16 protein-coding genes are annotated in these 12,295 nt (G+C 64.4%); 8 read left to right on the forward strand and 8 right to left on the reverse strand.

From position 1 onward, the window contains the following. The 7 genes from gspK to gspE all read right to left on the reverse strand — a co-directional run bounded on the left by gspK (window position 1) and on the right by gspE (window position 6,114). Window positions 1-984 carry a type II secretion system minor pseudopilin GspK gene (gene gspK, locus KVO92_RS10115; RefSeq protein ID WP_217475535.1) on the reverse strand — a complete coding sequence of 328 codons (984 nt, stop codon included), beginning with the start codon at window positions 982-984 and terminating at the stop codon, window positions 1-3. Then, window positions 981-1,685, reverse strand: coding sequence for a type II secretion system minor pseudopilin GspJ (gspJ, locus tag KVO92_RS10120; protein WP_423836241.1), 705 nt, complete (start codon window positions 1,683-1,685; stop codon window positions 981-983). The genes gspK and gspJ overlap by 4 nt, the downstream gene beginning before the upstream one ends. Continuing rightward, window positions 1,685-2,089, reverse strand: coding sequence for a type II secretion system minor pseudopilin GspI (gene gspI / locus KVO92_RS10125; RefSeq protein ID WP_217475537.1), 405 nt, complete (start codon window positions 2,087-2,089; stop codon window positions 1,685-1,687). Before gspI ends, gspJ begins: the two co-directional genes overlap by 1 nt. Further along, the gene (gspH, locus tag KVO92_RS10130; protein ID WP_217475538.1) at window positions 2,086-2,661 is read right to left on the reverse strand and encodes a type II secretion system minor pseudopilin GspH; all 576 of its coding nucleotides are present in this window, start codon (window positions 2,659-2,661) and stop codon (window positions 2,086-2,088) included. The genes gspI and gspH overlap by 4 nt, the downstream gene beginning before the upstream one ends. Before the next feature lie 3 nt (window positions 2,662-2,664). Further along, a complete protein-coding gene (gene gspG, locus KVO92_RS10135; protein WP_217475539.1) occupies window positions 2,665-3,099 on the reverse strand; it encodes a type II secretion system major pseudopilin GspG in 435 nt (144 codons plus the stop codon). A gap of 5 nt (window positions 3,100-3,104) precedes the next feature. Further along, entirely contained in the window at window positions 3,105-4,319 is a 1,215-nt protein-coding gene (gene xcpS, locus KVO92_RS10140; protein ID WP_217475540.1) for a GspF family T2SS innner membrane protein variant XcpS, read from the reverse strand. Window positions 4,320-4,602: 283 nt separating this feature from the next. Further along, entirely contained in the window at window positions 4,603-6,114 is a 1,512-nt protein-coding gene (gene gspE, locus KVO92_RS10145) for a type II secretion system ATPase GspE (protein WP_272876504.1), read from the reverse strand. 645 nt (window positions 6,115-6,759) lie between these two features. On the opposite strand from gspE, the gene KVO92_RS10150 reads away from it, so the two are divergent. The 3 genes from KVO92_RS10150 to KVO92_RS10160 are packed head-to-tail and all read left to right on the forward strand — an operon-like array spanning window position 6,760 to window position 9,664. Then, on the forward strand, window positions 6,760-7,881 hold the full coding sequence (locus tag KVO92_RS10150; RefSeq protein ID WP_217475541.1) for a Re/Si-specific NAD(P)(+) transhydrogenase subunit alpha: 1,122 nt from the start codon (window positions 6,760-6,762) through the stop codon (window positions 7,879-7,881). Between the two features lie 14 nt (window positions 7,882-7,895). Next, entirely contained in the window at window positions 7,896-8,216 is a 321-nt protein-coding gene (locus KVO92_RS10155) for an NAD(P) transhydrogenase subunit alpha (protein WP_014851051.1), read from the forward strand. Further along, window positions 8,213-9,664 carry an NAD(P)(+) transhydrogenase (Re/Si-specific) subunit beta gene (locus KVO92_RS10160; RefSeq protein WP_217475542.1) on the forward strand — a complete coding sequence of 484 codons (1,452 nt, stop codon included), beginning with the start codon at window positions 8,213-8,215 and terminating at the stop codon, window positions 9,662-9,664. Before KVO92_RS10155 ends, KVO92_RS10160 begins: the two co-directional genes overlap by 4 nt. A 60-nt stretch (window positions 9,665-9,724) precedes the next feature. Here the strand turns inward: KVO92_RS10160 and KVO92_RS10165 are convergent, their stop codons facing one another. Continuing rightward, window positions 9,725-10,309: an NAD(P)H-dependent oxidoreductase gene (locus KVO92_RS10165; protein WP_045160089.1), complete on the reverse strand. Its 585-nt coding sequence runs from the start codon at window positions 10,307-10,309 to the stop codon at window positions 9,725-9,727. Between the two features lie 155 nt (window positions 10,310-10,464). On the opposite strand from KVO92_RS10165, the gene KVO92_RS10170 reads away from it, so the two are divergent. The 5 genes from KVO92_RS10170 to KVO92_RS10190 all read left to right on the forward strand — a co-directional run bounded on the left by KVO92_RS10170 (window position 10,465) and on the right by KVO92_RS10190 (window position 12,288). Further along, the gene (locus KVO92_RS10170; RefSeq protein WP_217475543.1) at window positions 10,465-10,791 is read left to right on the forward strand and encodes a putative quinol monooxygenase; all 327 of its coding nucleotides are present in this window, start codon (window positions 10,465-10,467) and stop codon (window positions 10,789-10,791) included. Window positions 10,792-10,941: 150 nt separating this feature from the next. Beyond that, window positions 10,942-11,142, forward strand: a complete 201-nt coding sequence (locus tag KVO92_RS10175) for a DUF1127 domain-containing protein (RefSeq protein WP_217475544.1) — start codon at window positions 10,942-10,944, stop codon at window positions 11,140-11,142. 104 nt (window positions 11,143-11,246) lie between these two features. After that, entirely contained in the window at window positions 11,247-11,564 is a 318-nt protein-coding gene (locus KVO92_RS10180) for a DUF2388 domain-containing protein (protein ID WP_217475545.1), read from the forward strand. An 84-nt stretch (window positions 11,565-11,648) separates the two neighbouring features. After that, on the forward strand, window positions 11,649-11,942 hold the full coding sequence (locus KVO92_RS10185; protein ID WP_217475546.1) for a DUF2388 domain-containing protein: 294 nt from the start codon (window positions 11,649-11,651) through the stop codon (window positions 11,940-11,942). A 25-nt stretch (window positions 11,943-11,967) separates the two neighbouring features. Then, a complete protein-coding gene (locus tag KVO92_RS10190) occupies window positions 11,968-12,288 on the forward strand; it encodes a DUF2388 domain-containing protein (RefSeq protein WP_217475547.1) in 321 nt (106 codons plus the stop codon). Window positions 12,289-12,295 lie beyond the last annotated feature (7 nt).

The following is a 12,295-nucleotide window of genomic DNA, read 5'->3' on the forward strand; positions in this document are numbered from 1 at the left end:
CTATCGTTCTCCATCGGTAGTTTGACGAGGCAGTCGCGGCGGCTGCCCCAGGTTGCGCTGAAGGACCCGGACGTCGCCGTTTTCCTCGCGCCGCAACCGGCTCACCAGAGCCAGCTGTCGATCACCCAGACGCACCTCGCTGGTGACCTGGAAGAATTGACTGGTCACCGCGATGTTGGTGCCTTGCAGTTGGACACCGCCAAGCGCCGGTTGCGCCATGAAACTCGCCGTATCGCGAAACGGCGCGGCTTGCCGGGCCTTGACCATGACCTCGGCCATCCCCGGACTGAGACTATCGGCCAGGCTCGACAGGACCATGGCGCTGGCGGTGTTGACGTTCAGTGGCATGTCGGCCGGCAACGCGGTGACGTAGGGTGCCAGACGCTGGAAATCCTCGTCGCGCATGTCCAGCAACAGGCGCAGTTCGGACAGATCGTCCAGCCGGCGCCCGGCGGTGCGATAGGGCGGGTCGAGCAGCAGATAGGCATTGTCTTCGGCACCCAGCTCACCGCTGGGTTGCTGGTCGCTGTCGAGCCAGTCGAGCAGCCGCTCGGCATAGGGCTCGCTGATCTGCAGGCGCAGCAGCAGGCGTCGGAACTGCGCCAGCGCCGCCGCGTTCGGCTGTTGCTGGCGCACCAGGCTGTTGAGGTTGAAACGTCCGGCGAGGTCTTCGATACGGATCTGCACCTGGCCCTGGCCTTCATCGAGGTCATAGGCCGGCTGCGGCAGTGCCCAGGGCTCGAGCAGATGATCGACAGGCGGCTGTGCCGTCCCGTTGCCGGATGCTCGCAGGTCACGCCGCAGGATCGACTGCGCCAGTGCCTCGCCACCCAACGCGTAGTGCCAGGCCTGGCGAGCCTGCACCTGGTTGGCGGTGCCGCGGATGGACAACTGCTGGCGGGCGATCATGCCGGCACAAACCACCGTGACGATGGCCACCACCAGCAATACGGTGATCAGCGCGACCCCGCGCTGGGCGCTCACTGCATCTCTCCTTCACCGTCCGGCTCAGGCACGCCCTGCGAATCGGGCTGAACGAACTGTGCCGCCGGACGCGGGCCGTCGGGCAGGCGCAACAGGCGTGTGATGGTACCGTAGCGCTGATGATCGAAGGACACCTCCACCGCCTGGGGCATCCGCCGCGCTTGCTCATCAGGGTCACCGCGACCGAACTCGAACGGCGGCCATTCCTCCTGCCAGCTACCGTTCGTATCCAGATAGCGCACGCGCAGCGCGGTCACGTCGTCCAGCACCTTCTGCACCCGCGGCTGGCTGTCCAGGTCTCGATCCAGAACGATCCAGTAGAGCCGCTCCAGGGTGTTGCCGGCGAGCTGCCAGCGCACCCGTTGCAGGTTGGCGCGACGCATGCCGGTGGGGTTGCGCCAGCCGCTGCGGGTCAGCTCCAGCGAGACCCCGCCCTCGGTGCCCGCCAACTGGCCGATGAAGGCGTTCTGCTCATCGCCGTAACCGTCACGCACCGGCCGCGGCACGGCCTGTATCAGATCCTGCTCCAGGCGCCACACGGCACGGCTCAACTGCCGCAGCTGCAGCTCCTGGGCGCGGACCACCTCGTCGCTGCGCAGCACCGATTCGAGCATGCGATAGGTCGCCAGGCCCAGCAACGCGAACAGGGCGATGGCGATCAAAAGCTCGAGCAAGGTAAAACCGGCAGGGGCACGACGCATCATGGCGGCACCCCGACAAAGCCGGTCAGACTGGTCACGGCACGCTTGTCGATCGGGCCGCCGCGCCCGCCGCGCGTCTCGGCAGCGGCGACCCAGACGCGAATACGCAGCAGCCCCGGTGTGCCACTGGTTTCCACTTCACTGAGCGTCTGCCAGCGACGCCCAGCGAACTCGATCGCCAGGTCTTCGCGGCCGATGCCCGGTGCGGGCTGCTGCAATTGCAGTTCGGTGAGGCGGTTGTCGGCGATCCAGCTGGCCAGGGTCAGCGCTTCCAGCCGTCCGGCATTGTTCAGACTGCGGCCGGCGGCGGTCAGCACCACGGCGGCGACGATGGCGAAGATCGCCAGCGCCACCAGCACTTCCAGCAGGGTGAAGCCATCCGCACGGAGCCGGCCACGGGTCATCGGCGCGTTTCCTGCGGCTCGGCACGCGGCATGCTGAAGCCATCGCTGGACACCACCCAACGGCTGCCGTCCGGCCGTTGATCGACGAAGGTCAGGGTGAACGGCGAGAGCTCGCCACTGGACAGGATCAACAGTTGCGGCTGTACCCGCGGGGCTCGGCGCCGCTCGCGGTCGCCCTTATCGGACAGGCCGATGGGGTCATCCTCGCGCTTGACCGGCGCCACCAGCTTCAAGGGGGCGCCATCGAGTTCCAGCTCCAGGCGCATCCAGTCCGGGGCACGGTGCGCCTTGTCGTCGCCGGCATCGCGCCAGCGAGCATCGGCTTCGTCATAACGCATCAACCGATAGCCGTCGCGGCTGATCAACAACCCGTACTCCCGGTTATCGAGCACCGCCTCGTCGGCCATCAGGCTGATCAGCGTCGCCAGCCGCTGCGCTTCGTCGCGCAATTCGCGAGACGAGTTGGTGTTGCCCATCGAGAGCACCGCCAGGCCCACCAGGCTGCCGAGGATCACGATGACCACCATCAGCTCGATCAGCGTGAAGCCGCCCTCCCGGCGCGCTCGAGGCATGGATCAGAGATCCCAGTTACCGATGTCCGCGTTCAGATCCGAGCCGCCCTGCTTGCCATCGGCGCCGTAGGAATAGAGGTCGTACTGGCCCTTGGTGCCGGGTGACAGGTATTGGTATTCGTTGCCCCAAGGGTCCTTGGGCAGGCGCTTGAGATAGCCATCGCGGTTCCAGTTCTTCGGCTGCGGATTGCCGCTGGGCTTCTCCACCAACGCCTCCAGACCCTGCTGGGTGCTGGGGTAGGAATAGTTGTCCAGCTTGTACATGTCGAGGGCAGCGCCGATGGCTTTGATGTCGCCCTTGGCCACGGTCACCTTGGCCTGGTCCGGGCGGTTCATCACCTGCGGCACCACCAGCGCGGCGAGGATGCCGAGGATGACCACCACGACCATGATTTCGATGAGGGTGAAGCCCCTCTGTTTGCGTTCGTTCAACGTCATGCTCACTAGCCCACCAGTTGGTTGAGAGAAAGAATCGGCAGCAGGATCGCCAGAACGATCACCAATACCACAGCCCCCATGAACACCAGCATGAAGGGCTCGAAAAGTCCCACCATCAGCGAGATCTGCGCGGCCAGATCGTTCTCCTGATTGCGGGCGGTGCGCGCCAGCATCTGGTCCAGCTCGCCGGACTTCTCGCCGCTGGCGATCATGTGCAGCATCATCGGCGGAAACTCGCCGGTGGCATCCAGCGCCCGCGTCAGGCTACCGCCTTCGCGCACCCGTTGTGCCGCCTCGATCACCCGGTCGCGAATATGCAGGTTCGCAATCACGGCGGCGGCGATGCCCAGCGCATCCACCAGCGGCACGCCACTGCGGGTGAGGATCGCCAGGGTCGAGGCGAAGCGCGCCGTGTTGGTCGCCCGCGCCAACCGGCCCACCAGAGGAATCCGCAGGATCAGTGCATGCCAGCGGCGCCTGAGCTGTTCATCACGCAGCGCCTGGCGCATGGCGAGCATCAGCGCGACGATGCCCAGCAATATCAGCCAGCCCCAGCGCTGTACCACCTCGCTCACCGCAATCAGGCCGGTGGTCAGCGCCGGCAGCGCTTGCCCGGTGTTGACGAATACCTTCACCACGTCCGGCACCACGTAGCCCAGCAGCAAGGAGACAATGGCCAGCGAGGCCACCAGCAGAATTACCGGGTACAGCAAGGCGAGCTGAATTTTCTGCCGCGACTGCTGGCGCTGGTCGGTGTAGTCGGCCAGCTGGTCGAGCACCAGGCCGAGGTGACCGGCATGCTCGCCCGCCGCCACCGTGGCGCGGTACAGCTCGGGAAAGGCCGAGGGGTACTCACGCAGTGCGCCGGCCAGACTATGGCCCTCCAGCACTCGCGCGCGCACGGCCAGCAGCATGGACTTGATCTTCTGCGAACTGGTCTGGGCGGCCGCCGCCCGCAAGGCCTCCTCGATCGGCAGCGCTGCCTGTACCAAGGTCGCCAGCTGGCGTGTCACCAGAGCCAGGTCACGCGCCGACAGCCCGCGACCGAAGGCGAAGCCGCCACCACCGCTGTCTTCCTTGGCCTTGGCCTGCTTGACCTCCAAAGGCGACCACTGCTTCTCGCGCAGCAGCTGGCGCGCCTGCCGGGCGCTGTCCGCCTCGATCAGGCCCTTCTGCTCGCGCCCCCGCGGGTCGAGGGCAATGTATTCGAACGCCGCCATCAGCGCAGGCCTGCGCCAGGGCAGTGAAAAGCTCGCGGTCGAGACCGCTCCCACAACGCCCTGTCACGCCGCCGACACAACGCCCCCGCTTCGAGCCCCAGGCTCGTGGGAGCGGTCTTGACCGCGAATCGCGCACCTACGCTGAGCGATGCCTGCACCTCACTCCCAAATCGCCTGCGCGCATTCATCATGGCCTGCGCCTCGAAACCAGCGTTCCACCGCACGCCCATGGGAGCGGTCCTGGCCGTGAGCGCTTCGGTGAAACCGAACGGAGCCTTCACCGTTATTCCTCCCGCGTCACGCGCAGCACTTCTTCGATGGTGGTCACGCCTTCACGCACCTTGCGCAGACCATCCTCGCGAATGCTCGGCCCCAGCCGGCGTGCGTGGCGGAGCATGTCCTGCTCGGGTGCACGGGTATGAATCATGCTGCGCAGGGTGTCGTCGAACATCACCAGCTCATAGATGCCCGTGCGCCCGCGATAGCCCAGCTGCCGGCAGACGTCGCAGCCCTCGGCGTGGTACAGCGTCGGCGCCTCGCTCGGATCGAGGCCGAACAGGGCGCATTCGGCTTCGTCGGCAACATAGGCGCGCTTGCAGTCATTACACAGCACGCGCACGAGGCGTTGGGCCAGCACGCCGAGCAGCGAGGAGGAAATCAGAAAAGGCTCGACGCCCATGTCCACCAGGCGCGTGACGGCGCCGATGGCACTGTTGGTGTGCAGGGTCGAGAGCACCAGGTGGCCGGTCAGCGACGCCTGCACCGCCATGTCGGCGGTTTCCTGGTCGCGGATCTCGCCGACCATCACGACGTCCGGGTCCTGGCGCAGAATCGCGCGCAGGCCACGGGCGAAGGTCATGTCGACCTTGGTGTTGACCTGGGTCTGACCGATGCCCTCGAGGTTGTATTCGATCGGGTCTTCGACGGTAAGGATGTTGCGGGTGCGGTCGTTGAGCGTGACCAGGCTGGCGTAGAGCGTGGTGGTCTTGCCCGAGCCGGTCGGGCCGGTGACGAGGATGATGCCGTGCGGCTTCTGTACCGCCTGTTCCATCACCCGGCGGTCGCGCTCGCTCATGCCCAGGTGACGCAGGGTCAGGCGCCCGGCCTGCTTGTCGAGCAGACGCAATACCACGCGCTCGCCGTTGGCCGAAGGCAGCGTCGAGACGCGGATGTCCACTTCCCGCCCACCGACGCGCAAGGAAATCCGGCCGTCCTGAGGAATGCGCTTCTCGGCGATATCCAATCTCGCCATGACCTTGATCCGCGACACCAGCAGCGCTGCCAGTTCACGTTTGGGCTGCACCACCTCGCGCAGGATGCCGTCGATACGAAAACGGATCACCAGACGCTTCTCGAAGGTTTCGACGTGGATATCCGAGGCGTTCTCCTTGATCGCCTCGCCGAGGATGGCATTGATCAGACGGATGATCGGCGCGTCGTCTTCCTGTTCCAGCAGGTCTTCGGTTTCCTGGATCTGGTCGGCCAGGCTGTGCAGGTCCATGTCGTTGCCGAGGCCCTCGACCATCAGCATCGCCGCCGAGGAATCATGCTGGTAGGCGGCGCTCAACGCCTGCTCGAACTCGTCTTGCGCCAGCCATTGCATCGCCAGTGGCCCACCGGCGATACGTTGCGCTTCCTGCAGGGCGGTCAACGGCGCGCCTTCACGGGCACACAGGCGCAGGCCTTCGGGACGATCGAGCAGGATCACGCCATGGCGGCGCGCAAAGGCGAACGGCAAGCGCCGCTGGACCGGTTCCAGCAGGGTGGTCATTTCGTTGACGTCCAGTTCGGGCATGTGAATTTCTCACGAATAATGCAATCGAAGTCCGTCGGCAGTCCCGACGCCGGCGCAACCAAGGGCTTTGGACTACGAGCACGGCATGACATTGCAGGCTTTTGCCGGTTTTTTTGTGCATTCGACGCAGCGACCGGCACCAAGGTCGCATATAGACAAGCCCGACGGCGAGTACACCGTCTATGTTGCGTCATTCATGATTGCGCCGCGCATAACTTGGTATGGAACCTTAGACGAACGTCTAAGCCAATGCTCGCGCTGTCTGCAGCCATGCAGCGCAACCGAATGGTCATTACGTGAACGAAGCGCCACTGGCTCGTTCTGATTAAAACAGTTGTTTGATAATCCGGGCGATTGCAAAATGCCGCGCTGACCAGGCTGTGGGAAACGTAGCGAGCGAGTTCAAGCAGGCGCAACGACCAGGGAATTCAGCAGCCGGAGGCTGCTCCCGGGTGTTTCAACCCCGCATGAACGAGCATCGCGATGCTCACACCGCCCTGTTCAGCAGGCTCTACCGAGTGCAGGGGCCGTTAGCCGATCCACACCCGAGCACCACCGCAGTGAACGGGCGAATACAACACCAGCGGTTTACAGCCGGTCGACCGGTACCGCCGCTGGTTACGATCAAGCAGGAGAACAAGAACAATGCACATTGGTGTTCCTCTCGAAACCAGGCCCGGTGAAACGCGCGTTGCCGCGACACCGGAAACCATCAAGAAGCTGATCGGGCAAGGGCATCGGGTGACGGTGCAGAGCGGAGCTGGCGTACAGGCCAGTATTCCGGACAGTGCCTTCGAAGCGGCAGGCGCAACCATCGCCGATGCCGCTGCGGCGTTCGCAGCAGAGATCCTGCTGAAGGTGAACGCACCGAACGAAACCGAACTGGCGCAGATGCAGCCCGGTACGGTTCTGGTCGGCATGCTCAATCCCTTCGACAATGAAAACATCGCACGCATGGCCGAACGCGGCATTACCGCCTTCGCCCTGGAAGCCGCGCCGCGCACCTCGCGCGCGCAAAGCCTCGACGTGCTCTCCTCTCAGGCTAACATTGCCGGCTACAAGGCGGTGATGGTCGCCGCCAACCAGTACCCGCGCTTCATGCCGATGCTGATGACCGCTGCCGGTACGGTGAAAGCCGCACGGGTACTGATTCTCGGTGCCGGTGTGGCCGGTCTGCAGGCCATCGCCACGGCCAAGCGTCTGGGCGCGGTCATCGAGGCCTCGGACGTGCGTCCGGCGGTGAAGGAGCAGATCGAGTCGCTCGGCGCCAAGTTCGTCGATGTGCCCTTCGAGACCGACGAAGAGCGCGAGTGCGCCGAAGGCGTCGGCGGCTATGCCCGGCCCATGCCGGCCTCGTGGATGGCGCGCCAGGCGCAGGCCGTGCACGAACGCGCCAAGCAGGCCGACATCATCATCACCACCGCGCTGATCCCGGGCCGCAAGGCACCGACGCTGCTGCAGGAAGAAACCGTGCAGCAGATGAAACCCGGCTCGGTGGTCATCGACCTTGCCGCCTCCCAGGGCGGTAACTGTCCATTGACCGAAGCCGATCAGGTAGTGGTCAAGCACGGCGTGACCCTGGTTGGCTACACCAACCTGGCGACCCTCGTGCCGGCAGATGCTTCGGCGCTATACGCACGCAACCTGCTGGACTTCCTCAAGCTGGTGATCGATGGCGAAGCCAAGTTCCAGCTCAATCTTGAAGACGACATCGTCGCCGCGTGCCTGATGTGCCGCGACGGCCAGGTCGTGCGGACCAACGGTTAAGGGAGCCCGAACGAATGGACCTGATATCTGATGGCATCTACAACCTGATCATCTTCGTGCTGGCGATCTATGTCGGCTACCACGTGGTCTGGAACGTCACCCCCGCCCTGCATACGCCGCTGATGGCGGTCACCAACGCGATTTCGGCGATCGTCATCGTCGGCGCCATGCTCGCCGCTGCCCTGACCGTCACGCCGATGGGCAAGCTGATGGGCACCCTGGCCGTGACCCTGGCCGCGGTCAACGTGTTCGGTGGCTTCCTGGTCACCCGTCGCATGCTGGAAATGTTCAAGAAGAAGGAGCGCGCAGGCGCCAAGGCGGAGTCCAAGCCATGAGCATGAACCTGATCACCCTGCTCTACCTCATCGCTTCGGTGAGCTTCATCCAGGCCCTCAAAGGCCTGTCGCACCCGACCACTTCACGCCGCGGCAATCTGTTCGGCATGGTGGGCATGGGTATCGCCGTGGTCACCACGGTGTTCCTGGTGTTCAAGCTCGGCGCGCAGCTGGCCGAAAGCGCCAGCCCCTGGGGCGGCCTGGGCTTCATCATCCTCGGCCTGCTGATCGGCGGCAGCGTCGGTACGCTGATGGCCAAGCGCGTCGAGATGACCAAGATGCCCGAGCTGGTCGCCTTCATGCACAGCATGATCGGCCTGGCCGCGGTGTTCATCGCCATCGCCGCGGTGCTCGAGCCGCAGTCGCTGGGTATCGTCCAGGCGCTCGGCTATCCGATTCCGGCCGGTAACCGTCTGGAGCTGTTCCTCGGTGCGGCCATCGGTGCCATCACCTTCTCCGGTTCGGTGATCGCCTTCGGCAAGCTGTCGGGCAAGTACAAGTTCCGCCTGTTCCAGGGCGCGCCGGTGGTGTTCCCCAACCAGCACAAGATCAACCTCGCCGTGGGCGTGGCGATTCTGGTACTGGGCCTGATCTACACCTTCAGCGGCAACTTCACCGCGTTCATGATCCTGGTGGCGCTGGCCTTCGTGATCGGCGTGCTGATCATCATCCCCATCGGCGGCGCCGACATGCCGGTGGTGGTCTCGATGCTCAACAGCTACTCGGGCTGGGCGGCGGCCGGTATCGGCTTCTCGCTGAACAACTCGATGCTGATCATCGCCGGCTCCCTGGTGGGCTCGAGCGGCGCGATCCTCTCGTACATCATGTGCAAGGCGATGAACCGTTCGTTCTTCAACGTCATCCTCGGTGGCTTCGGCGCCGATGCCGACGCCGGCCCGGCCAAGGGCAGCCAGGAACAGCGTCCGGTCAAATCCGGTTCCAGCGATGACGCCGCCTTCCTGCTGTCGAACGCCGACACCGTGATCATCGTCCCCGGCTACGGCCTGGCGGTGGCCCGCGCGCAGCATGCACTGATGGAGCTGGCCGAGAAGCTGACCCATATGGGCGTGACCGTGAAGTACGCGATCCACCCGGTTGCCGGCCGTATGCCTGGCCACATGAACGTGCTGTTGGCCGAGGCCGAAGTGCCGTACGAGCAGGTCTTCGAGATGGAAGACATCAACTCCGAGTTCGGCCAGGCCGACGTGGTACTGGTGCTCGGCGCCAACGACGTGGTCAACCCGGCGGCGAAGAACGATCCGAAGTCGCCCATCGCCGGCATGCCGATCCTCGAGGCTTACAAGGCCAAGACAGTCATCGTCAACAAGCGCTCCATGGCCAGCGGTTATGCCGGTCTGGATAACGAACTGTTCTACATGGACAAGACCATGATGGTCTTCGGCGATGCCAAGAAGGTCGTCGAGGACATGGTAAAGGCCGTGGAATAAGCGACACCGCGACACCAAAGCCCCTCCCGGCATAGCCGCGAGGGGCTTTTTCTTGCCCGATCAGCCGCCGAACACCCGCGCCAGGTGCGCTTCGTAACGCTGGATGTCGGCCTCGATCGAGGGTCGCTTCATGACATCCACGCAGAGGAAGGTCGGCAGGCCTGTCATGCCGAGAAATTCGTTGGCCTTGTGGAAGGGGAAGTAGACGGCATCCACCCCCTTGCCTTCGAAGAAGTCCGTCGGATCGTCGAAGGCCTGCTGCGGCGCGTTCCAGGTCGCCGAAATCATGTACTGCTTGCCCTGCAACAGCCCGCCGCTGCCGTACTTCTGCGAGGCATCGGAGCGCGTGCGCCCGTCGTTGGCGTAGAGGCTGCCGTGGCCCTCGGTGAATACCTCGTCGAGGTATTGCTTCACCGTCCAGGGCGCGCCCATCCACCAGCCGGGCATCTGATAGATGATCACGTCCGCCCAGAGAAACTTGGCGACTTCTTCGGCCAGGTCGTAACCGGCGTCGATCTGGGTTTGCTTGACGTCGAAGCCGGCACGGTCGAGAAACCGCAACGCGGTTTCGTGAAGCGTGGTGTTGTAGCGACCATCGGAATGGGCGAACTGCTTGGCACCGTTGAGGAGCAGGATTTTTTTCATGGAAGGCGTATCCAGCAAATGAGAATGGCGGGCAGCCTAACGAGCCGCGGCGCGGCAAAACAGCGCGCTCCGGGCAAAAGCGTCTTGATTGAAAGTCACAAATGCTCGGCCTGTTCTTGCCTTAGGCTGTGGGAACCAACCACTGGAGCACGCCCATGAGCGAACCTTGCGCCTTTATCCTTCATGCCCATACCCGGCCGGAGAAATCCGCTGAGTTCGAGGCGCTGTTTAGCCGCTACGTCGACGCCAGCCGAGCCGAAGACGGTTGCATCGAGTACCACATGCTGCGCGATATCGAGGACCCCACGCTGTTCATCTTCTACGAGGTCTGGCAGTCCGCCGAACACCTGCAAACGCATACGGCACTGCCGCATATGCAGCGCTTCCATGATCAACGAATGGAGTTCCTGACGCGCGACTTCGAGATTCGCCCGATCGAAATGCTCAGCACGCCATCGGCCAGGCGCGGCAACGAGCCATGAACAGTTTCGTCCTCCACCAGCAGTACAGTTGCCCAGCGACTGCAACTGAGCCGGCACAATCCACAGTGCCTGTGACTGTTACGTAACAGCGCGACGCGCGACCCTGTCTTCCCATAACTCATGCCCGCGCAGGCGGGAAGGAGAAGGCAGATGGAACGCGTACTGCCGCGCACGTTCAGGCTCGCTGCTGGCCCGATCTCGCTGAACCGTTTGGTCGATTTGCTGCACCAGTGGCGGCGGCGGGCGCGCACCCGTCGACAGTTGGCAGCGCTGGACGACCATCAGCTGTCGGACATCGGCATCAGCCATAGCGAGCGGATGGCCGAGCTGGACAAGCCTTTCTGGCGATGAAGCCGCCCTTCCCAGGCGAGGTCGTGCAGCCTAAGCTGAACGGCCCTGCCCGCCGGAGGGTCAAAGCCTCTGACGGCGCAAGCCCACCCAGCCTGGAGAAGACCATGAACAAGTACCTGTTGTCTGTTGCTGCGGCTGCCTGCCTGGTCGCCGGCCCTGTCTCTGCCGGTAGCTTCACCGGCACCATCGATGCCATCGGCGCCTCGCTGGTCAATACGGTTGAAGGTACGTCGGATATCACCTCGAACCTGGGCGACGACAAGCTGGTGATCGACGCCAAGGATGACGCTGCCCGTTTCGTCGCCAGCAACGGTCAGGCGCGCGGCGCTCAGCTGGAGGCTGCCCTGAAGCACATCCGCAGCCAGGCGCCGGACCTGCACGCCAGCGACCTGCAACTGGCCAGCGCAATCCTGGCGCTCTGACCCAGCACCGCGGGTTCGGCGCTGGCCCTGTGGCCGGCGTTTCGCTAGCCTTGGCGGCTGGTTTCGTTCAGCTTCAGGATCCACATGCGTTCGCTTTACCTTGCACTCGTCGGCTGCTGCCTCTGCGGCAGCGCCCAGGCATTCGACAGCCTCACCGGCGGCAGCGTCGCCTCCACCTACGTCGCCAGCCAGGTGACCAGCGCCCCGTTCGACAACAAACTGATTCTCGACTCACGCGACGACGCGGCCGCGTTCGTCGCCAGCCACGGCGAAGCGCGTGGTCCCTGGCTGGAAACCGCGCTGCGCTGGCTGCATGAGCAGCATCCGCACGTGGCCGCGAGCGACCTTGAACTGGCCGAGGCGATCCTCGTCCAATGACCCACCTGTTTTCATGAGCACCGTTATGAACTTCAAGCTGATCGCCGTGCCGCTCGCACTGGCACTCCTCGCTGGCGGCGCCCAGGCGCAGACGCTGGTCGCCACCAGCAACATCGTCATCAACGCACTGGATCGCAGCATCAACTTCACCTCCGACGTGACCAGCCGCATCAGCGACATGAAGGTGGTCAGCGAGGCCCGCGACGAGGCCGCGGGCTTCGTCGCCAGCGCCGGTGAAATCCGCGGAGCGCGCCTGGAGGCGGCCTTCGGCAGCTTGCGTGAAGCCTTCCCCGAAGCCCGACAGGCCAGCGATCTGGCCCTGGCCGAAACCATCCTCGCCCAGTGAAATCAGC

The organism is Stutzerimonas stutzeri, assembly GCF_019090095.1.
Classification (GTDB): Bacteria; Pseudomonadota; Gammaproteobacteria; order Pseudomonadales; family Pseudomonadaceae; genus Stutzerimonas; species Stutzerimonas stutzeri_AN.

What these genes read in the sequence shown, in the direction of transcription:
- gspG (WP_217475539.1), bottom strand. Translation starts at nt 3,099, where the DNA reads ATGACGTTGAACGAACGCAAACAGAGGGGCTTCACCCTCATCGAAATC.
- KVO92_RS10175 (WP_217475544.1), top strand. Translation starts at nt 10,942, where the DNA reads ATGGAACGCGTACTGCCGCGCACGTTCAGGCTCGCTGCTGGCCCGATC.
- gspE (WP_272876504.1), bottom strand. Translation starts at nt 6,114, where the DNA reads ATGCCCGAACTGGACGTCAACGAAATGACCACCCTGCTGGAACCGGTC.
- KVO92_RS10185 (WP_217475546.1), top strand. Translation starts at nt 11,649, where the DNA reads ATGCGTTCGCTTTACCTTGCACTCGTCGGCTGCTGCCTCTGCGGCAGC.
- KVO92_RS10170 (WP_217475543.1), top strand. Translation starts at nt 10,465, where the DNA reads ATGAGCGAACCTTGCGCCTTTATCCTTCATGCCCATACCCGGCCGGAG.
- gspI (WP_217475537.1), bottom strand. Translation starts at nt 2,089, where the DNA reads ATGACCCGTGGCCGGCTCCGTGCGGATGGCTTCACCCTGCTGGAAGTG.
- gspH (WP_217475538.1), bottom strand. Translation starts at nt 2,661, where the DNA reads ATGCCTCGAGCGCGCCGGGAGGGCGGCTTCACGCTGATCGAGCTGATG.
- KVO92_RS10160 (WP_217475542.1), top strand. Translation starts at nt 8,213, where the DNA reads ATGAGCATGAACCTGATCACCCTGCTCTACCTCATCGCTTCGGTGAGC.
- xcpS (WP_217475540.1), bottom strand. Translation starts at nt 4,319, where the DNA reads ATGGCGGCGTTCGAATACATTGCCCTCGACCCGCGGGGGCGCGAGCAG.
- KVO92_RS10165 (WP_045160089.1), bottom strand. Translation starts at nt 10,309, where the DNA reads ATGAAAAAAATCCTGCTCCTCAACGGTGCCAAGCAGTTCGCCCATTCC.
- KVO92_RS10190 (WP_217475547.1), top strand. Translation starts at nt 11,968, where the DNA reads ATGAACTTCAAGCTGATCGCCGTGCCGCTCGCACTGGCACTCCTCGCT.
- gspJ (WP_423836241.1), bottom strand. Translation starts at nt 1,685, where the DNA reads ATGCGTCGTGCCCCTGCCGGTTTTACCTTGCTCGAGCTTTTGATCGCC.
- KVO92_RS10150 (WP_217475541.1), top strand. Translation starts at nt 6,760, where the DNA reads ATGCACATTGGTGTTCCTCTCGAAACCAGGCCCGGTGAAACGCGCGTT.
- KVO92_RS10155 (WP_014851051.1), top strand. Translation starts at nt 7,896, where the DNA reads ATGGACCTGATATCTGATGGCATCTACAACCTGATCATCTTCGTGCTG.
- KVO92_RS10180 (WP_217475545.1), top strand. Translation starts at nt 11,247, where the DNA reads ATGAACAAGTACCTGTTGTCTGTTGCTGCGGCTGCCTGCCTGGTCGCC.